General features: G+C 54.0%; 21 protein-coding genes. 10 read left to right on the forward strand and 11 right to left on the reverse strand.

Annotated features, from left to right (window positions below; all coding sequences use genetic code 11):
- Positions 1-55: 55 nt before the first annotated feature.
- On the forward strand, positions 56-1,219 hold the full coding sequence (locus RHJ02_RS10815; RefSeq protein WP_310743043.1) for a pyridoxal phosphate-dependent aminotransferase: 1,164 nt from the start codon (positions 56-58) through the stop codon (positions 1,217-1,219).
- On the opposite strand, the gene RHJ02_RS10820 is transcribed toward RHJ02_RS10815, so the two are convergent.
- The 3 genes from RHJ02_RS10820 to RHJ02_RS10830 are packed head-to-tail and all read right to left on the reverse strand — an operon-like array spanning position 1,216 to position 4,123.
- Positions 1,216-1,818: a Uma2 family endonuclease gene (locus RHJ02_RS10820; RefSeq protein WP_206200164.1), complete on the reverse strand. Its 603-nt coding sequence runs from the start codon at positions 1,816-1,818 to the stop codon at positions 1,216-1,218. The two genes, RHJ02_RS10815 and RHJ02_RS10820, sit on opposite strands and share 4 nt — an antisense overlap.
- 44 nt (positions 1,819-1,862) lie before the next feature.
- On the reverse strand, positions 1,863-2,759 hold the full coding sequence (locus tag RHJ02_RS10825; RefSeq protein ID WP_206200165.1) for an ROK family protein: 897 nt from the start codon (positions 2,757-2,759) through the stop codon (positions 1,863-1,865).
- Entirely contained in the window at positions 2,756-4,123 is a 1,368-nt protein-coding gene (locus RHJ02_RS10830) for an LCP family protein (RefSeq protein WP_302678292.1), read from the reverse strand. Before RHJ02_RS10830 ends, RHJ02_RS10825 begins: the two co-directional genes overlap by 4 nt.
- Positions 4,124-4,314: 191 nt before the next feature.
- Between RHJ02_RS10830 and obgE the strand changes: the two genes are divergently transcribed.
- The 5 genes from obgE (at position 4,315) to dnaN (ending at position 12,003) form a co-directional block, all read left to right on the forward strand.
- Entirely contained in the window at positions 4,315-5,325 is a 1,011-nt protein-coding gene (gene obgE / locus RHJ02_RS10835) for a GTPase ObgE (protein ID WP_310438528.1), read from the forward strand.
- A 38-nt stretch (positions 5,326-5,363) separates the two neighbouring features.
- Positions 5,364-7,889 (forward strand): CHAT domain-containing protein, encoded by a 2,526-nt coding sequence (locus RHJ02_RS10840; protein WP_310800213.1) that lies wholly within the window; start codon positions 5,364-5,366, stop codon positions 7,887-7,889.
- Positions 7,890-7,891: 2 nt separating this feature from the next.
- On the forward strand, positions 7,892-9,163 hold the full coding sequence (locus RHJ02_RS10845) for a HAMP domain-containing sensor histidine kinase (RefSeq protein ID WP_315863379.1): 1,272 nt from the start codon (positions 7,892-7,894) through the stop codon (positions 9,161-9,163).
- 66 nt (positions 9,164-9,229) lie between these two features.
- Positions 9,230-10,798: a murein biosynthesis integral membrane protein MurJ gene (gene murJ / locus RHJ02_RS10850; protein ID WP_206200170.1), complete on the forward strand. Its 1,569-nt coding sequence runs from the start codon at positions 9,230-9,232 to the stop codon at positions 10,796-10,798.
- Positions 10,799-10,893: 95 nt separating this feature from the next.
- Positions 10,894-12,003, forward strand: coding sequence for a DNA polymerase III subunit beta (gene dnaN / locus RHJ02_RS10855; protein ID WP_302678295.1), 1,110 nt, complete (start codon positions 10,894-10,896; stop codon positions 12,001-12,003).
- Here the strand turns inward: dnaN and RHJ02_RS10860 are convergent.
- The gene (locus tag RHJ02_RS10860) at positions 12,000-12,632 is read right to left on the reverse strand and encodes a CPP1-like family protein (RefSeq protein ID WP_149819363.1); all 633 of its coding nucleotides are present in this window, start codon (positions 12,630-12,632) and stop codon (positions 12,000-12,002) included. The two genes, dnaN and RHJ02_RS10860, sit on opposite strands and share 4 nt — an antisense overlap.
- 294 nt (positions 12,633-12,926) lie before the next feature.
- Between RHJ02_RS10860 and RHJ02_RS10865 the strand changes: the two genes are divergently transcribed.
- The 4 genes from RHJ02_RS10865 (at position 12,927) to RHJ02_RS10880 (ending at position 15,937) form a co-directional block, all read left to right on the forward strand.
- A complete protein-coding gene (locus RHJ02_RS10865) occupies positions 12,927-13,184 on the forward strand; it encodes a hypothetical protein (RefSeq protein ID WP_302678296.1) in 258 nt (85 codons plus the stop codon).
- A gap of 66 nt (positions 13,185-13,250) precedes the next feature.
- Positions 13,251-14,096: a ferredoxin:protochlorophyllide reductase (ATP-dependent) iron-sulfur ATP-binding protein gene (gene bchL / locus RHJ02_RS10870; RefSeq protein ID WP_149819367.1), complete on the forward strand. Its 846-nt coding sequence runs from the start codon at positions 13,251-13,253 to the stop codon at positions 14,094-14,096.
- Positions 14,097-14,140: 44 nt separating this feature from the next.
- Positions 14,141-14,521 (forward strand): DUF5331 domain-containing protein, encoded by a 381-nt coding sequence (locus RHJ02_RS10875; protein ID WP_206200172.1) that lies wholly within the window; start codon positions 14,141-14,143, stop codon positions 14,519-14,521.
- Between the two features lie 33 nt (positions 14,522-14,554).
- The gene (locus RHJ02_RS10880; RefSeq protein ID WP_206200173.1) at positions 14,555-15,937 is read left to right on the forward strand and encodes a ferredoxin:protochlorophyllide reductase (ATP-dependent) subunit N; all 1,383 of its coding nucleotides are present in this window, start codon (positions 14,555-14,557) and stop codon (positions 15,935-15,937) included.
- Positions 15,938-15,990: 53 nt separating this feature from the next.
- Here RHJ02_RS10880 and RHJ02_RS10885 read toward each other — a convergent pair whose 3' ends face one another.
- The 7 genes from RHJ02_RS10885 to RHJ02_RS10915 all read right to left on the reverse strand — a co-directional run bounded on the left by RHJ02_RS10885 (position 15,991) and on the right by RHJ02_RS10915 (position 23,462).
- Positions 15,991-18,150 carry a secretin N-terminal domain-containing protein gene (locus RHJ02_RS10885; RefSeq protein ID WP_310800214.1) on the reverse strand — a complete coding sequence of 720 codons (2,160 nt, stop codon included), beginning with the start codon at positions 18,148-18,150 and terminating at the stop codon, positions 15,991-15,993.
- Positions 18,151-18,244: 94 nt separating this feature from the next.
- Positions 18,245-18,967, reverse strand: a complete 723-nt coding sequence (locus RHJ02_RS10890) for a pilus assembly protein PilO (RefSeq protein WP_310743048.1) — start codon at positions 18,965-18,967, stop codon at positions 18,245-18,247.
- Positions 18,964-19,665, reverse strand: coding sequence for a PilN domain-containing protein (locus tag RHJ02_RS10895; RefSeq protein WP_302678300.1), 702 nt, complete (start codon positions 19,663-19,665; stop codon positions 18,964-18,966). The genes RHJ02_RS10890 and RHJ02_RS10895 overlap by 4 nt, the downstream gene beginning before the upstream one ends.
- Before the next feature lie 11 nt (positions 19,666-19,676).
- Positions 19,677-20,756, reverse strand: a complete 1,080-nt coding sequence (gene pilM / locus RHJ02_RS10900) for a type IV pilus biogenesis protein PilM (protein WP_225901572.1) — start codon at positions 20,754-20,756, stop codon at positions 19,677-19,679.
- A gap of 263 nt (positions 20,757-21,019) precedes the next feature.
- A complete protein-coding gene (locus RHJ02_RS10905) occupies positions 21,020-21,601 on the reverse strand; it encodes a L,D-transpeptidase (RefSeq protein ID WP_310743050.1) in 582 nt (193 codons plus the stop codon).
- Between the two features lie 29 nt (positions 21,602-21,630).
- The gene (locus RHJ02_RS10910; protein WP_286625069.1) at positions 21,631-22,062 is read right to left on the reverse strand and encodes a hypothetical protein; all 432 of its coding nucleotides are present in this window, start codon (positions 22,060-22,062) and stop codon (positions 21,631-21,633) included.
- A 170-nt stretch (positions 22,063-22,232) separates the two neighbouring features.
- Positions 22,233-23,462, reverse strand: a complete 1,230-nt coding sequence (locus RHJ02_RS10915; protein ID WP_310453502.1) for an acetate kinase — start codon at positions 23,460-23,462, stop codon at positions 22,233-22,235.
- Positions 23,463-23,554: the final 92 nt, after the last annotated feature.

The raw sequence follows: 23,554 nt of genomic DNA on the forward strand, positions 1-23,554 counted from the left end.
TCGCCGCTCCCCTGCCAAAGTGCCACAATACGGAAAGTAGTGCAGGAGACAAAGGATGGACTGGGCAACGCGGGTGATGCGGGTCACGCCGTCGGTAACGCTGGCGATTGATGCCAAAGCCAAGGCAATGCGCGCAGCGGGAGAGGATATCTGTAGCTTTAGTGCGGGCGAACCCGACTTTGACACCCCTGCCCACATTCGTGAGGCGGCAAAAGCAGCGCTCGATCAAGGCAAAACCCGCTATGGTCCGGCGGCAGGGGAACCGGCCTTGCGGCAGGCGATCGCCACCAAGCTCAACAACGACAACCACCTGCCCTATCGCGCCGAAAATATCCTAGTGACCAATGGCGGCAAGCAAGCCCTCTTTAACCTGATGCTAGCCCTAATCAATCCCGGCGATGAGGTGATTATTCCTGCCCCCTACTGGGTGAGCTATCCAGAAATGGTGCACTTGGCCAGTGGCACGCCGGTGATTGTGACAACCACTGCGGAAACCGGCTATCGGATTACCCCTGCCCAGCTAGAGGATGCCATTACCCCCAAAACACGGCTCTTTGTCCTCAACTCCCCCAGCAACCCCACGGGCATGGTCTATACCCCCGAGGAAATTCGCGAACTAGCGGCAGTCATTGTGCGGCATCAACTGTGGGTGATCTCCGATGAGATTTACGAGAAGATTCTCTACGATGGGGCTGAACACCTGAGCATCGGTGCTGTCAGTGAGGCGGCCTTTGAGCGAACCATTGTCTGTAGTGGCTTTGCCAAGGCCTATGCGATGACAGGTTGGCGTGTGGGCTATCTGGCAGGGGCAACCGATGTCATTAAAGTCGCCACGAAAATTCAGAGCCACAGCACCTCAAATGTCTGTACCTTTGCCCAATACGGTGCCCTTGCGGCTCTAGAGGGAAGTCAAGCCTGTGTGGCCGAAATGGTGGCCGCCTTCCGCGATCGCCGTGCCTGTATCTATGAACGCATTTCTGAGATTCCTCGCCTGCGCTGTCTCAAACCCCAAGGCGCCTTTTATCTCTTTGTGGATATTAGCGAAACGGGTTTAAGTTCCGTAGAGTTTTGCGATCGTCTGCTGGAGGAAGAAAGAGTGGCCACGATTCCCGGTAAAGCCTTTGGCATGGATGATCACATTCGCCTCTCCTACGCCACAGATTTGGCCACCATTGAAAAAGGCCTGACGCGACTGGCAAAATTTGTCGAGCGGCTCTAAATCCACAACTGCGCCATCGGTAGGAGAAACCCCGGCATCACCTCACTGCAATCAACCACCTCAGGGGAGTCCAAAACCACCACTTCCGCTTGGGGACGATAGAGTTCCACTTGACGGTCTTGGGAATTGATCAGCAGCCCCAAGCGCACCCCCAGTCGCCGATACTCCTGCATTTTGGCGCGTAAGCGGTCAATCGCATCCGAGGGCGATCGCAACTCAGCAACGAAATCCGGCACGATGGGGATAAAGCCCGTCAGATCAACGCCCTCTAGGCGGGGGCTAGCAATCCAGGAGACATCTGGGGAGAGTTTGCCGCCCCCCAAAGCTGTAAAGTCATAGCCCGTTGAGGAATCAAAGGCACGCCCCAGTTGCGTTTGCCGGTTCCAAAGCCCCACTTCCACAATCAGCTCAAAATTTTGGGCACCCGTTTGCCCCCCCGTTGGCGGCATGACAATCAATTCTCCAGCCTTGGTCAATTCTAGGCGCAGATCAGGATTATCGCGGCAGAGCTGATCAAACTGCTCTGGGGTCACCTGCACCGTTGCATTGCGGACATTGAGCAGCAGCGGCGAGCTGTCCACGGCTGTCGTAGAAGTCATAACAGTTGGTTCAAGCCGAATAACTTGATCCTAGCGAAGGCGACTTAGAGATGGTCTTTGACGTATTTCCACGCTAGTTTGGCTGCACCGACGATGCCCGCGTGATTGCCAAGGGTGGCTCGCAAACAGTGGAGGTTATTGCGGGAGGTGGGCAGCACCCGCTCTTCCAATTCAGCAATCATCGAGGGAAAAAAGAGGTCACTGGCGGCACTAATCCCCCCACCAATAATCACTGCTTCGGGGGTGAGGACATACACAAGGCTCGCAATGCCAGCGGCTAATTCACGGCCATAGCTTTGCCAGAGGGCGATCGCCTCAGGGTCACCATTGTTGGCCCGCTCTGCCATCTCATGGGGTTCACAGCCCCAGCGCCGCCGCAGGGCTTGGGCAGAAACATGTTGCTCAAGGGAACCGCGATTGCCACTGTTGCAGGGAGGCCCTTTGTAGTCGAGGGTAATCAGCCCCAACTCGCCGGCGGCGCCATCCCGACCGACAAAGAGATCGCCATTGAGGATAATCGCACCGCCGACCCCCGTCCCCAACGTCAGCAAAATTAAATCCTTAAACTGACTCCCTGCCCCTAGCCATGCTTCTCCGAGGCCGGCACAGTTGGCATCGTTGCCAATTACGGTGGGCTTGCCCGTCAACTGTTCGAGGCTGTCGCTAATGGGCACTTCATACCAGTCAAGGTTAATCGCACGGCGGGCAATACGACCAGTGGCATCCACAGGCCCCGGTATCCCCATCCCGATCGCCAGCGCCCGATCCTCCCCATCCAGTTCTTTAATCCCCTGCACAATGGCTTTAATCACCCGTTCTGGAAAGGGGGGCTGAGGGGTCGGCAACGTCAGGGCATTGAGGCAATCTCCCTTGGGACTAAAGCGCCCCATTTTGATGGCAGTGCCACCAAGATCAACACCAATCACGTAGGGTTCACTCACAGAGATTTTGTGGGTCTCAATTGCAGGCGATCGCGGGCATCGTCGCCCAGTTGAATCGTCACATCCGATGCTAACACACCTGTACTCTCCACCCGCACTTCACCAAATCCCAGCAATAACTGCACCCGCCGCGCTGCCGCCAAATCCCCCTGCTGAGCAATGATCCGTGTCATCGGGAGCGGTTGGGGCAATGGCTCTGCCAGCAAAGGATCAGGGTAACCGGCGGTTTGCAGTTGCTGACTCAGACGCATGACCAATGATTCTGGCAGGGTGGTATTTTGAATCGCAATGCGCACCTGGGCAGGGGGGGTCAAACCCGTCTCGCGCGGATCAGCCGTGGGAGTATCGCGGAAATAGTGATCCGTCAGCCAAGCAATCCGTTGGTAATCGGGCAACCAATAGCTCACTTCCACTTCATCGGTGCTGCCATTAAAGTTCCCCGGCAGCATCAGAAACTCCACCCGCGATCGCGGCAAGCTAGTGAGGAATTGCCCCAAGCTCATCAGTTCCTCAACCGTTAAATTGGTATCCAAGTTTTCGCGAATAATACTGAGAAGCTGGGGGGTACGGGCAAGGGTTTCGGGGCGAGCCGTTTGCTCCATTAGTGTCCGCAAAAACATCTGTTGTCGCTGCACGCGGCCAATATCGCCAAGGGCATCGTAGCGAAAGCGCAGAAATTGTAGGGCTTGGTTGCCATTTAGGTGTTGTCGTCCGGGCTGCAAATCAATGTAGAGGCGCTGACTGTCATCCCGATAGCGCATGGCTGTGGGTACATCCACTGTCACCCCCCCAAGGGCATCAATGAGTTTCTCAATGCCTTGAACGTTAATGCGCAAATAGCGATCGATGGGCACATCCCCCAGCAAATCACTCACGGTTTCCGCCGCCAGTGCGGGTCCACCGAGGGCATTGGCTTCGTTAATTTTGGCGTCCCCTCGGCCGGGGATAAAGGTCAGCGTATCGCGGGGAATTGACAACACCACTAACCGTTGCTGCACTGGGTCAAAACGCACGAGTAGCAGTGAGTCCGATAGCCCTTCAACGGAATTCACTAGGGCATGGTAGGTAAGGTTGGGGTCAGGCGGTTCATCTAAGTCGGAGGTTAAAACCTTGGAGCCAATGAGCAGTAAATTCAAGGGTTGATGGAGCCTTGCCCCTGTCCAGCGATCGCCCCGTTGAAACACCTGCCACTCCCGACTGCTGAGCGATCGCTGCATAAGCGGTGTACTCTGACTCAATAGCCCCCAGAGTGCCCCCAAGCTGCCGGAGATTAAGGCAACCCCTAGCCACAACACCAGTCGCCAAAATAAAACCCCTTCTTCAGGCGGAGCGGGTCGTCGTCGGTGTTGCCATCGAATAAACACTATTGCCTCGGCACACTAAAATTCCCTTAAGCCTACCATATAGCCCTTTTCTCCTATGACGTACATGAAGCGTCTTCGATACGGAGTTTCACCCTTTGGAGCCGGTGTCATCCCTGTAAAAAGAACTGTCAACAAGGTGGCAGGATACAATACTCAGATACCCAACCTATACGCAACCGATTGCGGCCAAAATGCAATTTATTGACCTTGCCGAAATTCATGTCAAAGCTGGAAAGGGGGGCGACGGCATTATTGCCTTTCGCCGTGAAAAATACGTGCCTGCGGGAGGCCCCTCAGGGGGGAATGGTGGCAATGGTGGGTCAGTCATTCTCAAAGCGGTACCCCATTTACAAACGCTGCTGGACTTTCGCTATGCCCATGTCTTCAAAGCGGACAATGGCCAACGGGGCGGGCCGCATAACCGTACGGGTGCCTGTGGTGCAGATTTAGTGATTGAAGTGCCCTGTGGCACCATGGTTTGGGATGCCGAAACCGAGGAATTGCTGGGAGACCTCACCACCCCCGGTCAAACGCTGCTGGTGGCTAAGGGGGGCAAAGGGGGTTTAGGGAATAAGCACTTCCTGAGTAATCATCAACGGGCACCAGACTATGCCCTACCGGGGCTAGAGGGGGAAGAACGGCATCTCCGACTAGAACTCAAACTACTGGCGGAAGTGGGCATTATTGGCCTGCCCAATGCCGGTAAATCCACCCTAATTTCGGTGTTGTCGGCAGCGCGACCGAAAATTGCCGATTATCCCTTTACAACCTTGGTGCCCAATTTAGGTGTGGTGCGCCAACCCAATGGTGATGGAACCGTGTTTGCTGATATTCCCGGTCTCATTGCCGGTGCCCATGCGGGGTTGGGGTTGGGGCATGAGTTTCTCCGCCATATTGAGCGTACCCGTCTGCTGCTGCACTTGATTGATGCCACGGCTGAGGATGTGGTGGCTGCTTACCAAACCATTCGCGATGAGCTAGTGGCTTATGGTCACGGCTTGGCCGATCGCCCGCAAATTATTGCCCTCAACAAAATTGATGCCCTAGAACCTTCCCAAATTGCTGCAGTTCAAGACACCCTTACTGCCTATGCCGGTCAACGGGTTTTTGCCATCTCTGCGGTGGCGCGTCAGGGGTTAGAGCCTCTCTTAGATGCCATTTGGCAGGAACTGGGGGTGAGCGTTTCCCATCAGTATTCTTGATTGTGACGGGTGCTGTTGAGGAACCACCGAGGAAAAAAATGAACACCAGAAGATGCCTTGTCCGGGGCGCGATCGCCCTTGGAAGTAGTCTGATTCTTGGTCTGTGTTCGCCAACTCTAGCCCAGCCATCCCCCCAGCAATTTCAGGAACTCGCCAATCAAATTGATCAACTGCGGGAACAAGGTAATATGCAGGCTGCTATTCCCCTAGCAGAGCGCTTTGTGACCTTAGTGGAAAATACACTGGGCAGCAACCATCCCCTTTTGGCAGCCAGTCTCAACGAATTGGCAAAGCTCCATGTTGAGCAGGGAAATTATGCAGCAGCACTCCCCCTCTATCAGCGGGCATTGACTATCTACGAGCGTGCTGGTGGGTCAGATCAACCAGAGGTGTCTGCAACACTCAATAACTTGGCCAATCTTTACCGTGCGCAAGGGAACTATGATACTGCGTTGCCAGTGTTTCAGCGGGCATTGGCGATCGCCGAAAAGACCCTAGGGTTCAATCATCCCGAAGTGGCGGTCATTCTCAATAACATCGGTCTCCTCTACACTGAGCAAAAAAAGAGGGCAGCCGCCCTGCCCTTGTATCAACGCGCCCTCAGAATCTTTGAGCAAACCCTTGGGGAGAAGAGTCCCTACGTGGCAACAACGCTGAACAACCTCGCAGCCCTGTATCGGGAACAAAAGAATTATGCTGACGCCTTGCCCTTGTACCAACGTGCCCTTCAGATTCGCGAACAAACGTTGCCCGCAGGTCACCCCGATATTGCTGCCAGCCTGAATAATTTAGCCACGCTCTATTTTGATCAGCGCAACTACGCAGCGGCACTGCCTCTCTATCAACGGGCGCTGGCGATCGCCCAATCCCGCCTAGGAGACCTCCATCCCAACACTGCCGTTGCTCTCGGCAACCTTGCTGCGGTCTATTGGCAACAGGGAGATTTGAGGCAGGCCCTTGCCCTACTGAACAATGTTCAAGAAATCGAAGAAAAGAACCTCACTCAAAATCTGGTCGTTGGCGCTGAGGATTACAAGCGTAGGTATCTGACTACCTTTCAAGACACGACGAATGCCATTCTCACGCTGCACCTGCAGAACCTGCCCCAAGATCCTGAGGCCACCGCCTTGGCTCTGACAACACTCTTGCGCCGCAAAGGGCGATTACTGGATTTTCTCAGCCAGAACCAAGCACGACTGCGACGGCAACTAGCGGCGCCAGATCAAGCGAAGCTCCAGCAACTCACCACATTGCGCACAACCATCGCTAAACTCGTTTTTGCTTCAGCAAAGCCAGCAGCTTTCTCCCAAGTGCAGCAGCTTCAAGCCCAGGCCAATCAACTGGAAGCCGAACTGAGTCTGCGCAGTGCTAGCTTTCGCGAACTCACTCAACCCGTAACCATCGCTGCGGTTCAACGAGCGATTCCGGCTAATGCTGCTTTGATTGAGTTTATTCGCTATCGCCCCTACGACTTGGGCAAACAGAGCTTTGGTGAGCCGCGCTATGGCGTCTATGTATTGCGTGCCACGGGTCAGCCCCTAGGGAGAGATCTTGGCACCGCTGCTGAAATTGATACCCAAGTACGCCAGACTCGCTTACGTTTGGCTGACCCTCGCTTACCCAAGGGTGAAGTTCAACGGGCAGCTCAAGTTCTTGCCGAGCGGGTGATGACGCCGATTCGTCCGTGGATTGGCAATGTGACTCATTTGCTCATTGCCCCGGATGGGGAGTTGAATACTATTCCCTTTCAGGCACTTGTGGATGCCCAAGGGCGCTATTTAGTGGAGTCTTACATGATCACATTGCTGACCTCTGGGCGCGAACTCTTGCGCCTTCAATCCCAATCTGTAACTGTTCATACTCCTTTGATTATTGCTGACCCTAGTTTCGATCGCTCCTTCGGCAATGCCCCTTCAGCAACGGTGCGCTCTCTTGATTTGCGGAGTTTGACTTTTGCTCCCCTACCGGGGACGACTGAGGAAGCGCAAGCACTGAGGGTGCTCCTTCCCCAAGCTCAGGTATTACTCCAAGCAGCAGCCACAGAAGCAGCGGTTAAGGCAGCAAATTCCCCTAAAGTTCTCCACTTGGCTACCCATGGCTTCTTTCTAGCCCCATCAGGAAACAGGGATATTCTGGAAAACCCCCTCTTGCGATCCGGGTTGGCCTTAGCGGGATTTAACCAACGCCAGAGTGGTTCAGATGTGGATGATGGTGTCCTTACTGCTTTGGAAGTGACCGGCATGAACCTCAGCGGCACAGAATTAGTGGTGTTATCGGCCTGTGATACGGGACGGGGGGAGGTGGTCAACGGTGAAGGGGTCTATGGTCTGCGCCGTGCCTTTACCATAGCCGGGGCGCGATCGCAGGTGAGTACCCTATGGAAAGTGGATGATCAAGTAACCCGCGATATGATGGTGGCCTTTTACCAAAATCTGCACCGAGGCATGGGGCGCACAGAAGCCCTGCGGCAAGTCCAGCTTCAGCGACTCAAGGATGAATCCCCCTACTATTGGGCGGCGTTTGTTTCCAGTGGTGATTGGTCTCCCTTAGCATTGCCCCGATGACGATGGTTCGTGCCATTCAATACCGTCTTGCACTGTGGTATGTGGGGGTAACGGCACTCCTGCTCCTCATCTTTGCCACGGGGTTCTTTTTCTATGTGCGGGGAACCCTGATCGAGCGCATTGATGACACCCTCAGCCACGTTGTTGAGGTGGTGAGTCGTTCCCTGATTATTGACACGGGCACGGCGGAAGCCATTGATTGGCAAACCAGTTTAGGCAGTAGTCCCCTTGCGGCACTGGAGGAGGATCACATTGACCTAGAGGGGTTTACTCCGGATCAGCAGTTGGCTTGGAGCACGTTTTCAGAACCCCTTGATCTGCCCTTGCATCTGAATCGGACAGCAGAAACGGTGCAGGTGGGGGAGGATCGCTGGCTACGGCAGATGACGGTGGCCTTAGTGGTGGGCGATCGCCTACTGGGCTATTTGCGGGTCAGCCATCCTTGGTTCGAGGTGACCCAACCGAGTCAAGCCCTACTCTGGGATCTCTTGGTTGGTATGACCATCACGCTGACACTGGTGAGTATTAGTGGCTGGTTTTTGTCACGGCTGGCGATCGCCCCCCTGCAGCAGTCCTATGCTTATTTGAAGCAATTTACCGCTGATGCTTCCCATGAATTGCGCAACCCCGTGGCCCTCATTCAAACCAATGTCCAGGTTGCCTTAGCCACTGCGGATCCGGAAACCCAACGCCAACAACTCCTAGTCATTGAACGCCTTAGTCGCCGCCTCAGTCGCTTAGTGGATGATTTGCTCTTTCTAACTCGTCAAGATAGCGGCATGATTCCCCTGCAGGCCCAGCCCTGTCACCTTGATGCCCTGCTTTTGGGGGTGATTGAGGAGCAAACGCCCTTGATTGAGCAAAAACACCTCCAACTGGCGTTGGAGCTTGCGGATCCCCAGACCTCAGAGACAGAGGCCTATCGTCTGTGGGGCAACCCCGATCACCTGAGTCGCTTGTTAACAAATATCCTCAGTAATGCCGTGCAATATACCCCTGCGGGGGGTCAGATTCAAGTGAGGTTGGATCAGCAGGGCAAATTCTACCGCTTGGTGATTGCCGATAATGGACCGGGGATTCCCGCCAGTGAACTGCCCCGCCTGTTTGATCGCTTTTATCGCCTTCAGGGCACAAAGTCCGAAGGGACGGGTTTAGGGCTGGCGATCGCCCAATCCATTGTCAAAGCCCACCGCGGTCAGATTCAGGTAACTAGCGAAGTCGGTCAAGGCACCTGCTTTACGATTCTGCTGCCAGCGGAAATAAAAGAGATCTAGATCGCTGGTACGATCATCGCCAGAGTTATCCCCAAATCCGCCAGTTTTATTAGGATTGCCACCACTGTGGAAAAGAAATCGCGTTCGCTTGCCCATGTTGCCACCATTGTTGCCGTTGCAACGCTGTTGAGTAAAGTCGCGGGACTGGTTCGCCAGCAGGCGATCGCCGCCGAATTTGGTGTTGGCGCCGCAGTGGATGCCTACAGTTATGCCTATGTGATTCCGGGGTTTCTCTTTGTGCTCTTGGGGGGGATCAATGGCCCGTTCCACAGTTCGATCATCAGTGTGGTTCTCAAGCAGCCGCCCGAAAAAGCCGCGCCCCTCGTGGAAACCATTACCACCGTTGTGGGTGCCCTATTACTGGTGCTGACCGCCATTTTGATGGTGCTGGCTGACCCCTTAATTCAACTCATTGCCCCCGGTGCCAGTCCAGAGATTCAAGCCTTAGCCGCAGAGCAGTTTCGGATTATGGCACCCTTGGCCGTGCTCTCGGGTTTGATTGGCATTGGCTTTGGTACCCTCAATGCTGCCGATCAGTACTGGTTGCCCTCGATGAGTCCCTTGCTGTCTAGTTTGGCAGTGATTATTGGCATTTGGTTCTTTGCCGATCAATTTGGCCCAGCAGTGCTCGCTTGGGGAACCCTAGCGGGAGGGGTGCTGCAATGGCTTGTACAAATTCCTGCCCAATGGCAAGCCGGCATGGGTACATTGCGATTACGTTTTGATCTCAATCGTCCTGAGGTGCGGGAGTTAATTCAACTCATGGGGCCTGCTACCCTATCCTCGGGAATGCTCTTGATCAGCGTCTATATCAGTCTCTTCTTTGCCTCCCAGTTGCCTGTGGGGGCTGCGTCGGCCTTGAGTTACTCCCAACTGCTCTTTCTAACGCCCTTAGGGATTCTCTCCAATGTGATCCTTGTGCCCTATATGCCCATTTTTTCAAAGTTGGCACAACCAGAACATTGGCCGGATCTCAAGGAACGCATTCGCCAGAGTTTGGTACTCACTGCCTTGAGTATGATGCCCCTCGGTGGCATGATGGCAGCTTTGGCATTGCCGGCAGTGCGGGTGGTCTATGAGCGGCGTGCCTTTGATTTTCAGGCCTCCCAACTGGTGGCGGCGCTACTATTGGTTTATGCCATTGGTATGTTTTTCTACCTTGCCCGCGATGTTATTGTGCGGGTCTTTTATGCCCTAGAGGATGGCCGCACACCCCTCTACATCACCCTCTGGGGATTGGGATTTAATGCCCTGTTTTGCTTTTTCTTTACCCAAGCCTTTGGCGCTGTTGGGTTGGCAATGGCCACTGTTGGAGTGAATACCGTATCGTTTATTGCCCTGACTTGGATTTTGCACCGTCGTTTGGGGGGGCTACCTTGGGGGGAGCTAATTGTGCCCTTGGTGGGAATTGCCCTAGCCAGTGTGCTCAGTGGTGGGGCAGGTTGGGGTGCCCTCAAAGGACTGGAATTGCTCTGGGGGCGGGAAGGCTTGGGGGTGCAACTGTTGCAGTTGGCGATCGCCGGCAGTGTCAGCCTGATTGTTTTTGCAGCGGCTATCTCGCCCCTAAATCTACCGGAGCTAGAGTTTTTCCTGAGCAAAGTACGGCGGTTTTTGCCCAAGCGATACCAGTCATAGATTGCATAGTATGCTAGTAGATCGGCCAATAACGAGCCGCGTTTTTCCCCTCTCCGTTGCCTCTTATCCCATCTGCCTCTGCCGTGGAGTACACCATGAAAGTTGTTTGTTCACAATCAGTTCTCAGTAGTAAGCTCGCCCCCCTGAGTCGCGTTGCGCCGAGCAATCCGTCGCACCCGATTTTGGCGAATATTCTCCTGCAAGCTGAAGGTGGCCGCCTCGGACTCTCCGTCTTTGATCTCAGTTTGGGGATGCAAATCTGGCTGGATGCAGAGGTGAAGGTGCCGGGGGCAATTACTGTTTCTGCCAAGCTCTTTAGTGAGATGGTGGCGCGAATGCCCAATCGCGATATTGAGATTACGGCGGAAGATACGCGGGTGATCCTCGACTATGGCAGCGGTTTCTTTGAGATTCAGGGGATGAGTGCCGAGGAATTTCCTGCTCTGCCCACGTTAGAGGATGTGACACCTGTAACCTTGACCGCAGAGGCATTGCGGCGGGGACTTCAGGGGAGTTTGTTTGCGGCGAGCACCGATGAAACCAAGCAAATTCTCACCGGGTTGCATGTGACGTTTGAGATCGATCGCCTTGAGTTTGCAGCAACCGATGGTCACCGCCTCGCCGTTACGCTGACTGAACAGCCTGTGCCGGAAGCCCTCTCGCCGATTACAATTCCGGCAAAATCCCTCAAGGATCTAGAGCGGCTGATGGCAAAACAAGACGGGGATGTAGCGCTGCGCTGTGACCCGACTCAAGTGGTGTTTGATATTGGCAACGATGCTCGCATTACCAGCCGTCTGTTGGAGGGGCAGTATCCCAATTACCGCCAACTCATTCCCAAAACCTTTGCGCGCCAAGTCACGGTGGAGCGATCGACCCTAGCAGATGCCCTAGAACGGGTGGCAATTCTTGCGGCTCAAAAGAATAACGTCGTCAAAATCAACATTGATGCCGAGGCTCAAGAACTCAAACTCTCGGCTGAGGCGCCGCAATTGGGCAGTGGCGAAGAGAATGTACCGGCTCAGATTTCTGGGGAGTCGATGGAGGTGGCCTTCAATGTCAAATATCTTCTCGAAGGACTGAAGGTGATGAATAGTTCAGAGGTGCAACTGCAACTCAACGGCGAAACCCAGCCTGCGATCCTCCTCCCCCTTGGGGAAGCCCAGATGAAATACTTGGTGATGCCGATTCAAATTCGCAGTTAGCGCAGGAAATTGCTGGTGAGCCAAAAGGTGACGAAAACGCCAATGCCCACCAGTTGATCCACATTGAGGAAGACCCCCGGCAGACCAAGCTGGTAAATGCCCACGGCGATCACTGCGCCCAATATCAAGGCAAGGAGGGTGATCAAAAAGGCACGGCCAAGGCGTTGTTCCTTGCGTTGCAGCCACACGAGGTTAAAGCCAACCCCCAGTGACAGCACCAATGCCAAGGTATCGGGATTGGCCTGAGACAGCCCGATCGCCATCAGAACGGCATAGACCGTTGAGGTAATGGCAATGCCCCGCAGGTTGGGGGTGTCTAACTGTTGCTGCCACCACTGAAGGGCGGGATGATTCGCAATGCGATTGGGCTTAGCTGGCGCCGGTTCATTGAGTTGCTCAGCATAGCGAATGCGCTCAGGCACTTTGATTTTGCCCTCTTGGCGTTGCCGCAGCCGATCCATCAAAATGGCATCGTAGGCTGCTTCAATTTCGGTACGCTGCCGTTCATCCCCCGGATGAGCCGCTAATAGCGCATCCCGTGCTTCCTTGATTTGCTCGAAAGAAGCGTCTTCCGGCACTTGCAGCTTTTCGTAGGGGTTGTCACTCATGGCAAATTGATCTTTGTTCATTGGCCATTCTTACGGGCGGTATCAACAGCGGACTGAAGGCTACCCTACAGCTTAACGATGCCGCACCTTTCCAAGGAGCTAATTTTGCTCGTTCAGAGAGATGGCAGAGAAAAACGCTGTAGCACAATCGCCTTCCCTCAAATTCTAACCACTTCCTAGGGAAAACGAGAGAAAGTAGCGCTCAAAGGGATACAACCGCCTAAATTGTAACAAATCATTTACTTTCGAGATTTTTAATAATTCTTTACAACGATGCGGGCGATCGCCCCCTAGGAGAAACGTTTCTTTTTTCAGATGTTTTTTGGCGCGATCGCTGGGCAGGTCAATTTTAGCCTTGGGTGCAATCGGTCAGGGAATGACTTGGCGGGGGGAGTTTTTGTATTTTTGTTTAATTTAACTAAAAAACTAACAGCAAAAAAATTAAAGATAACTTCTCAAAGAACCGCCAGTTTCCTGAGAGACTTCCAAAACTTGAAAAAGCGTTTGCTCATCCTCAAATCAGCTGAAATTTTATTACAAAAAGATTATTTTTCTAACCACTGCCGCTTCTAGCGATCGCTGGCCGAGAATAGCAGTTAGGTCATCGTGTCGCTCCATTACTTAGGAGGCAAGGTCAACGTGAAACTCGCAGTGTACGGTAAAGGCGGAATTGGCAAATCCACCACCAGTTGCAACATCTCAGTGGCGCTGGCGCGGCGGGGTAAGAAAGTCCTGCAAATTGGCTGTGACCCCAAACACGACAGCACATTTACCCTGACAGGCTTTCTGATTCCCACCATCATTGACACGCTCCAAGCCAAGGACTACCACTACGAGGATGTCTGGCCAGAGGATGTGATCTACAAAGGCTATGGCGGTGTGGATTGCGTCGAAGCGGGTGGCCCCCCGGCTGGGGCAGGTTGTGGTGGCTATGTCGTCGGTGAAACGGTCAAGCTCCTCAAGGAACTCAATGCCTTCGATGAATACGATGTCATTCTCTTTGACGTTCTGGGGGATGTGGTCTGTGGTGGCTTTGCGGCCCCCCTTAACTATGCCGATTATTGCCTGATTGTCACCGATAATGGTTTTGATGCCCTCTTTGCGGCGAATCGCATTGCCGCCTCCGTCCGTGAAAAAGCGCGCACGCACCCCCTGCGCCTCGCGGGTCTCATTGGTAATCGCACCAGTAAGCGGGATCTCATTGAAAAATATGTGGAAGCCGTGCCCATGCCCATCCTTGAGGTGCTGCCGTTGATTGAGGATATTCGCGTGTCACGGGTCAAGGGCAAAACCCTCTTTGAGATGGCCGAAAGCGATCCCAGTCTCAACTATGTCTGTGACTACTACTTGAACATTGCCGATCAAATTTTGGCGCGGCCTGAGGGGGTGGTGCCCAAGGATGCCCCCGATCGCGACCTTTTTGCCCTGCTCTCCGACTTCTACTTGAATCCCCAAGGGTCAGAACGGTCACTCGCAGCGGTCTAAAACTCCCCTAGAATACTCCACGGATCCCCTTCGCTGGAGTGAGTATGAACCCTGAGCAATTACGGCAAAGCGCACGCAGTAAGTGGCTGGCCTACTACCAAGAAAACCGCCATTGGATTGTCCGCTTGGCGATTTGGAGTACCTATCGCGGTCAACGGCGCCCCTCCTCAAGTTTTATTTTGGGGGTGCTGACGGCTTTGGAACCGCGCTTACTGGATGCTCTACCCGTCATTGTCGAACTCAGCAACGATCCCGATCGCATTATTTCTGCCTTGGGCTTGAACTTCAACCCCGACGAAGAACTGACCAACGGCGATAACCCTGCTCAACTGCTCCCCGAACCTCGCTTACTACCCCCTAAGCCCTTTGTCAGTAATCGGGCTGAAGAACACGGTGAGGAGGCTGCTCAAAGTCATCAAACCTAGTTCCAATCGTTTCTAAATTTGGAGGCTCTCCCTATGACTGCGACTGCTCCCAATGCCCTCAACTTTGAGTGTGAAACGGGCAATTACCACACCTTTTGTCCCATCAGCTGTGTGGCTTGGCTGTACCAAAAAATTGAAGACAGTTTCTTTTTGGTCATTGGCACCAAGACCTGTGGCTACTTTTTGCAGAATGCGATGGGGGTGATGATTTTTGCGGAACCCCGCTATGCCATGGCGGAGCTAGAAGAGGGAGATATTTCGGCGCAACTCAATGATTATGAAGAGCTAAAGCGCCTCTGCCTCCAAATCAAGCGCGATCGCAACCCCAGTGTCATTGTCTGGATTGGCACCTGCACCACGGAAATTATCAAAATGGACTTGGAGGGACTGGCGCCCAAGCTCGAAGCCGAAATTGGCATTCCCATTGTTGTGGCTCGCGCCAATGGTCTCGACTACGCCTTTACCCAAGGGGAAGATACGGTGCTAGCAGCCATGGCCGCCCGTTGTCCCACGCCCACAGCGGTGAGCGATCCAGAGGAACGCAACCCCATCCAGCGCCTTCTCAACTTTGGCAAGAAAAAAGAGGATCTCCAAGCTGAATCCCACCAGTACCACGACCACCCACCCCTTATTCTCTTTGGCTCTCTGCCCGATCCCGTGGTGACCCAACTCACCTTGGAATTAAAAAAACAGGGCATCAAGGTGTCAGGATGGCTGCCTGCCAAACGCTATACCGAATTGCCAGTGATTGATGAGGGCTACTACGTTGCTGGTGTGAATCCCTTCCTCAGTCGGACGGCTACGACCCTGATCCGCCGCCGTAAATGCAAACTGATCACCGCCCCATTTCCCATTGGTTCGGATGGCACCCGCGCTTGGATTGAGCAGATTTGTACCACTTTTGGGATTCAGCCCCAAGGCCTAGCAGAGCGGGAAGCCGAAACTTGGGAAAAACTGAGCGACTACCTTGAATTGGTGCGAGGCAAATCGGTCTTTTTCATGGGGGATAATCTCCTAGAGATCTCCCTAGCGCGGTTTTTGATTCGCTGTGGTATGCGGGTACTAGAAATTGGCATCCCCTACATGGATAAACGTTACCAAGCAGCCGAGCTAGAACTCTTGACGAAGACTTGTGCCGAAATGGGGCATCCCCTCCCCACCATTGTTGAAAAACCCGATAACTACAATCAACTTCAGCGGATTAAGGCGCTCCAGCCCGACCTTGTGATTACGGGTATGGCTCATGCCAATCCCCTCGAAGCCCGTGGCATCAGCACCAAGTGGTCTGTGGAATTCACCTTTGCCCAAATTCACGGCTTTGGCAATGCCCGTGACATTCTAGAACTCGTTACCCGTCCGCTGCGGCGCAATCAAGCCCTTGCAGGGTTAGGTTGGCAAAAAATGGTGACCCACTAAAGAATGAACCCCCTCTGAACAGACTCGGAGGGGGCAATCCCTACTTAGAGGCCTTAGCGTCGCCGTGGGGGTTGGAGAATCTGGTTTTGCAGGTTAGGCGGCATACTCCCCGGTGTTGGCGAGTACTGATAGCCGAACCCCGCATTCTGGGTATCATCAACAATCTTCGGCGTCACCATCACCACCAGTTCATTGCGTTGACGCTGGTTGCTCTCGCGGCGGAACAACCGCCCCAACAGGGGAATGTCTCCTAGGATTGGAATCTTAGTCACCAACGAGCGATCTTGATCTTGGATGATGCCCGCCAGCATCAAGGTTTGGCCATCCCGCAAGCGAATCCGCCCCGACTCCATCCGCCGTTGCGAGATCAGTGTCCCCGTGGAACCACCCGTCCCTGGGAAAATCACATCATAGGTACCGCTGGGAGCACTTACCTCTGGAGACAATTGCAGCGTTATAAAACCATTATCGTCAATTTGCTCTACGGTGACATTAAAAATCACCCCCACAGGTCGCAGGATTGGGCGAATCTGTTGAGTCGCGATCGCCCCGCCGCCACCAGTGGCTTGTTGAGCAGCAGTGGATTCAATGCCAGAGAAAATTTCTTGGGTCAAGTTGACTTGCGCAGCGCTGCCTTCCTGAATGACAAGGGTGGGGTTGGTTAGAATTGTGGCATTGCCAGTTTCAATAGAAAGTCGAAGCTGCGCAAAAAAGTCGCTCAGTAGATTCCCCACGGGTGTACTGCTAGGTGCGCCAGTGAGGGGGGCAGGGGCAGGCACCCCAGATACAGGTGGCGTGGTGCCGCGAATCACCGTTAAACCATTTGGATCTAAAATGGCTCCCCACAGGCTGCTGCCAAAATTAGTAATTAAGTCTGCATTGGCTGTGCGTCCTCGCAACAGGTTCACATCAATAAACTTGACATTGACCATTACCTGCCGCTTACGGATGTCAAATTGCTGAATCAGTTGGGTGGCAATTTCTACCTTGCGGGGGGAGCCGATGAGGGTGACTGTGTTGGTGCGGGGGTCACCCACCACCTCTAGCCCCTTTAGCAGGGAGCTACGGCAAATTTGACCGACGACCTCGCTCGCTGCTGCTGGTACTTGCAGCTGCTCACAGCCGGTTGGCGCTTGGGATGGACCTGTATCTGGCAAGTTTGCGCCATACATTTCCAAAAGCTGCACTGCCCCTAGTTGCAGGTCACCCTCAGTGGTACGGGTTTCGCGGTTGAGAGCAGTTTGGGCGGTTGTTGCAGCCTGAGCACCCCCAGTTCCGCCCCCGATGGTGCCACCGGTTTGGGCAAGGGAGCTAATTTCCCGTTTCGTTGAACCCGCCCCAAAGACCCGCATCTGATTAAGGCGAATGGTGCGCACGATGCGGTTTTGGGCATCGGGGGGTAAGGCTTGACCCACAAAGATAGTGCGGCCTTGGCGATTGGCTTTGAGGTTAGTGACCCGCAGCACATAGTTGAATACGTCTTGAACGGATTCATTCTCGATATCGAGGGAGATGGTGACGCCGCCCCCTTCCCCATTGCCTTCCGGAAAGACAACGTTCATATTGGCGGCACGAGCCAGTAGGGAAAGAACCTCCCGCACTGGAGCCTCCCGCAGCAGTAGGCGGGGAATCCGTTCATTGGTGCCCAGTTGGATGACATCCGCATCCGCATTGAGGGGGCTAATCAGCATATCGCCAACAGGGGGTGGCACTGGGCGCGGCAGAAAAGGCGGCACCGCACTAGGGCCGGGGGGCATGGCCATGGGTTGACCCGTGGGGGCAACTTGGGGGCCAGCAGAGCCTTGAGCGGTGATGAAGTTAATTTGCAGGCCATCGCGTCCTTCGCGGATGACTTCACCAATGGGAGCAGCACTAATGCCATTCACGGTGACGCGGATGGTTTTGGCGTCCAGTTGCACCACCTCGACGGAGGAGATACCGGGGGCGGGGTTGTCTTGGCGGAAGGCACCCCCTTGGGGCAGGCGCAGTTGGCTATTGGGAATATCAGCAATGGAGGCATTGCCGCGATTGACTGTGAAAACCGCTGGCCGTAGATTCCCCTGCACGTTGAAGAGGAGTTGAATGCCGTTGGGCGCTGTTACCAGACGAACTCCCGTGATTTCCGTTGCTGTGGCCCAAGTGGGGGTTTGACTGGCAGCAACAAGGGCGGTTGTGGCCACCCCTAAGCCGAGACGATGTAAAAGCTGACTCACGATGCTTGACTCCTCACGAATGCCACCAAATGTATGAAAAGAGAATGCAACTCGCTCCCAAGACACTCTACGCTGCTTTTTGGCTTGCCATGCGCTATTGCTGCTGTTGTTGTTGCGGTTGTCCTTGCTGCTCACCTCCTTGGGGTGGGGGGGCCAAAGCGGCAATTTCCTCAGGGGTTAGGGGTACATAGGCCATGAGCTTAAATGTGGTAATCACTTCGCCGGGCTTATCAGCAACGAGTTCCATCGTCAGGTTGTTAATCACGAGGAAGTTCTGCTGCTGGTCAATTTTTTGCATGATCTGCAAAATGCTGGGAAATGACCCTTGAATCGTAACGTTGGTTACCTGTTGTTTTAGTTTGGCATTTAATTCGGGGCCAAGGGAGCCATCTTGGACAATTCCTGAAGCTGCACTATCGGGTTCAAATGTGGTCAGTTGGGCGCCGCTGGTCAAGATCAGGCGGTTAATGTCAAGGAGGAGGGTGTCTAGGGCTTCCTGTGTCGCAAAGAGCGATCGCACGTCACGATTTTGCCGCTTGGCGCGCTCTAGCCCCGCTACCACATCATTGAGTTGCTTCAGGATCACTTCCCGCTGGGAGAGGTCATTTTCCTGCTGGGCAATTTCCTCCTGTAACTTAGCCGCTTCCTCCAGTTTGGGGGCAATGAGAAGACTCCCCAAGTAAACCGCTGCTCCCAAACCTACCAAGGCAATAAGGACACCACTGACGACGGGTGTCAGGGTAATGCCAAAGACCGTCGGATAATTGGGTGCGGGTTCCTCAATCGGCGGGCCGCCAAAATCGCCAGTTAGGGTCATTCCTGTACCACTCCTTTTTCTTTGAGAAATTGAATGCGCGCCACCAGTCCTTCAACGCCATTGGCCGCGAGTTCTTCAAGGAGTTCCGATGCTGGCACGCTGGCGATCGCCGTCTTGATATTGAAGGAAACCCTTGCGGTTGTCTCTTCCTCACCCTGTTGATTTGCCCGTTCCGCCTTCACCAACTGAGTGGCCTTGCCATCAAAGAAGGGAGAGCGATTTTGCAAGAGCAAAAGAAAGTCACTGACTGCATCAAAGGAGACGGCTGTGCCTTCAATCGTTAGCTCTTGGCCTGTTTGTCCGCCTTGGGTAATCCGTCGAATTTGTACTTCCCCTGGCGTTTGAGTTGCCATATTGCGTATCACCGCCGACCAAGGTTTGACCTGATTAAACACCGTGGCTAGGGCTTTGGTTTCTGCGGCAATCTGTTCCTGCTCTTTTTTAATTTCATCCATGCGTTGCAGGTCTGGAGAAATGGCTGCGAGGCGATCCTGAATGCTTTTTTGTTTAATCGTCAGTTGTTGCAGCCAGAGGTTGGCACCCACCGAGCCGAGGAGAGCTAGCCCCACAAAGAAGAGGGCAGCGACACCACCGATAATAATCGGCACATTACTCATTCCTGCCGCTGCGGTTGTGGTAGCAGCCATGCCCCCCACTTCGGGACGTTCTTTAAGGAGGTTAATCTCAATTGAGTACATCGGGGATGCTCCTAAGCGCCACGCAGACCAAGACCAATCACCGTGCCGAGGGCAGGGCGTTTTTCGAGGGGAATCTCTTCCGGGGTTTGCAGTCCCAGCAAACTAATGGGGTCAACCAAAGTGGTGGCATAGTTGAGCCGCTGACTAAAAAACTCATCCACTTGACCAATACTGGCACCGGGACCGGCAAGCAGCAACTGCGAGACCTCTAGACTTTCCCCTTGGTTGAGGTAAAAGTCAATGGAGCGGCGGATTTCGTCTGCTAGATCGGAGAGCACTCGCAAAATAGCGGCACCACTGGGGTTGAGTGCTCCGGTCACATCCATCGGCTCTAGGGGAACGGTCAGATTCTCAATCAGGTCAACGCCCATCGAAGGCGGCAAGTTCATGGCGCGGCTAATGGCTTCTTGCATCCGTTCTTTGCCAATGGGCACTTTGCGGTTGAACTGGGGAATGCCATCTTTGACGATGCTAATTTCTGTGCCCTCGTCGCCTATATCAATAATCGCTGCTGCTTCGCCCACAAACTGCTGTAGTGAATCCCGCAGGGTACGCATGAGGGCAAAATTGGTCACTTCAAGGGCGGTGAGTTGTAAACCGGCTTGGGTAAAGGCATTGATATAGGCATCGGTCACTTCGCGGGGCGTGCCCACGAGCAAAATTTCTACCCGCTCAATGCCATCTTCATCAAGGGAGGTTCCCAGCTTTTGATAGTCAACATCGGCCTCTTCACGGGGAAAGGGCAGGTACAGTGGGGCTTCCTGCATGAGAACCACTTCCCGCAATTCGTAGTCGGGTAATTCCGCAGGCAGGCGAATCAGGCGAATCACGGCTTCATTCATGGGAATGGCACTGATCACCTCTTTTTGTTTGATGCGCTTATCCTCAATCCCTTGACGGATGGCATCGGCGACGGCGGTGGTGTCAATGATGCGGCCTTCTTCAATGGCGCCTTCACTCAAGGGCACTGAGGCCATAGCGGTCATTTTCAGACCCTGCTTTTGCCGCTGAAGCTGTACGATATTGACCCGCTCTGGGGTGAGTTCAATCCCCAAGCCCTGCTTTGGTTTTGCAAATAGATTTCCCAGCACAATATCACCCACCAGTGAACGGTCAAGTTTGCATTAGCGAGATGGTGTGAAGAGTGAATTTCAGAACGAGGCCACACCCTAATCTGACAGGGTTATGGAAACACCTGTGTTGCTAAGGCGATCATAACCAATGTGCATCGGCTCTTTCCAATGCATTGGTATGGTTTGCAAAGTGGCTTTATGCAAAACTTGAGCGATCGCTCTTGGGGAAAGTCACCAGCGATCGCCAAATGATGATATTAGTTTTTCTTGATTAAAATCAATTAGGGCTGAACAATCACTCGTGTGCCCACCTCAATTTTTTCAAAGAGGGCGCGAATATCATCGTTGCGCATCCGCACACAGCCATGGGAAACGGCTTGGCCAATCAAAGATTCATTCGTTGTGCCGTGGAAGCCAGCATAGTTGTTATTTCCCATGGGGGCAAAGACAATCAGGCGATCGCCCAAAGGGTTGCGACCCCCCGGCGGAACCAAAACCCCCGTAAAGGGATTACGCCATTGGGGATTGACGACTTTGTGCAGCACTCTGAAATTACCTTGGGGCGTTTCCCAGCCCGGCTTGCCCACGGCCACGGGATAGCTAGCTAATACTTGATCACCTTCATAGAGAAAGACGCGGCGCTCCCGCAAGCGCAAGACAATTTTGCGTTCCAAAGCGGGTAGAAACGGAGTTGCCTCACCAAGGGGGGGAAGTGCCAAGAGCGCTAAGGTGGTCGGCAAGTACGGCTCTGACTCAGAGGCACGGCTCACCTTCAATTCTTCAGCACCCACAGCAGCCATAGGCAGGGTGGCGATCGCCCCCAGTGCTAAACCCAAGGTTTTTCCTCTGACCCAGCCCAACATGAGAACAACTCCGATCTCTCTCAGGATGTTTAGAACAGAATTTGTGTTGGCGGTGCCGGCGGTGGTGCTGCGGGGGGAATGGCAGCCGGACGCGGAGCCGGTGCTGAGCCACCCACTTGAGGCACTCGAATGGGGGTTACCGCGACATACTCAGGGGCAGGCACGATGGCGGCACAGATGATTTTGGCGGTGGGCACACTGGCCTTTGGATCCAAAATCACTGCCACATCCAGACCTTCAACAATTTCCTTGCGGAAGGGGCGCTGACGGTGCTTGCGATCAAACACCACCACAATCTCTTCACCCCAAGGTTGCCGCAGGGTGACATTATCCCCATCAATGTTGGTGACAACGCCCCGCACAGCCTTCACCTGCTTGGCTTCGGCGGGAGAAAGTAAAACAGTGGTACAGGTTGCCATTGCGGCCAAGGCAACAAGAGCGGTACGACGCAGATTCAACACAGTTCAACTCCTGATGTTTTTTTTGTCTTTGGACGATTTAAAGATTGAATACTGAAAACTGAATACTGAGGAGTGAATAATTACCCGCATTCTACGTACGCCAACCTTGGGGCGTCAAGGCTAGAGCATAAATCTTGATGTTTTCTTATGTTTTCTTCAGCAAATTCAGCTTACAGAAGCTGTATGCAGGCGCGAGCGATCGCCCAATCCTCTTGGGTCTGAACCACGAGAACCCGTACGGGAGCAGTCGGCAGCGCAATGTCGCGATCGCCTTTACCCTCTTCGTTAGCTGCGCTATCTAACTCAATTCCCAACCAACCTAGCCCTCGGCAGACATCGCGGCGCACACCGGCGGCATTTTCACCAATTCCTGCTGTGAATACCAACGCATCGAGACCACCAAGAGCCGGCAGAAGGCTCGCAGTGCCCCGTTGCAGGGAGTAGATAAAACAGTCATAGGCCAACTGCGCTTGGGTGTTTCCCTGATCAATGGCCGCCAAAACCTGTCGCAAGTCATTACTGACCCCAGAGACGCCCAATAGACCCGATTGGCGATTCACCAGACGATCGAGTTCTTCAACTGTCTTGCCCCGCCGCAGCAGATAGAGCAAAATCCCCGGATCAATGTCGCCACAGCGCGTCCCCATCATCACTCCCGCCGTGGGGGTAAAGCCCATTGTGGTTTCAACGGAAACGCCGCCCTTGACCGCCGTCAGGGAACAGCCATTGCCGAGGTGACAGGTAATTAGGCGCAACGCTGCTAAGGGACGCTGCAATAGGGTGGCTGCCCGTTCACTGACGTATTGATGGCTAATGCCATGGAAGCCATAGCGTTGAATTCCCGCGGTGGTCAATTCATAGGGAATAGGGTAGGTGCGCGCCACTGCCGGCAATTGCCCATGGAAAGCGGTGTCAAACACAGCAACTTGGGGTGTTTGGGGACAAATGTCGGCCATTAATTCCATTCCCAGCAAGTTGGCTGGATTATGGAGCGGCGCATATTCACTAAATTCGGTAATTGTTGCTTTCACCTGCGCATCCACGCGCACCGCTGCTTGGTAATGGCTACCCCCATGAACCACGCGATGACCAATGATCGTAATCTCTGCAAGGCTTTCTAGGAGCGTTGTCGAGCCATTGGTGAGGGTGTCTAGGAGCGTTTTGAGCCAGTCCTGTAGGCCTGCAATTCCCCCCTCTGGATGGGTTAGGCTGGCTTCGTAGCGCTGGTCGGCAGTTGTGATCTTGAGCCGCGCCACCGTTGGGTCTTGTCCCCAATCGAGCAGGCCTTGCCAAAGGGGAGCGGGGGGTGTGGCAGCCATTGCCGCCATTTCAGGTGCTAACCGATACAAACAGGCTTTGAGGCTACTAGAGCCAGCATTTAACACCAGCACCGTGATCATGGCAGGCCTGCAAAAGCATCGCCTCTATCCTAGCCAAGCGCCCGTGGCAACCGATGCAGCGCAGAACACCTTGAGGCGAAAAAGAGAGCCCT

Origin of the sequence: Thermosynechococcus sp. TG215 (assembly GCF_031583455.1) — a bacterium.
Classification (GTDB): Bacteria; Cyanobacteriota; Cyanobacteriia; order Thermosynechococcales; family Thermosynechococcaceae; genus Thermosynechococcus.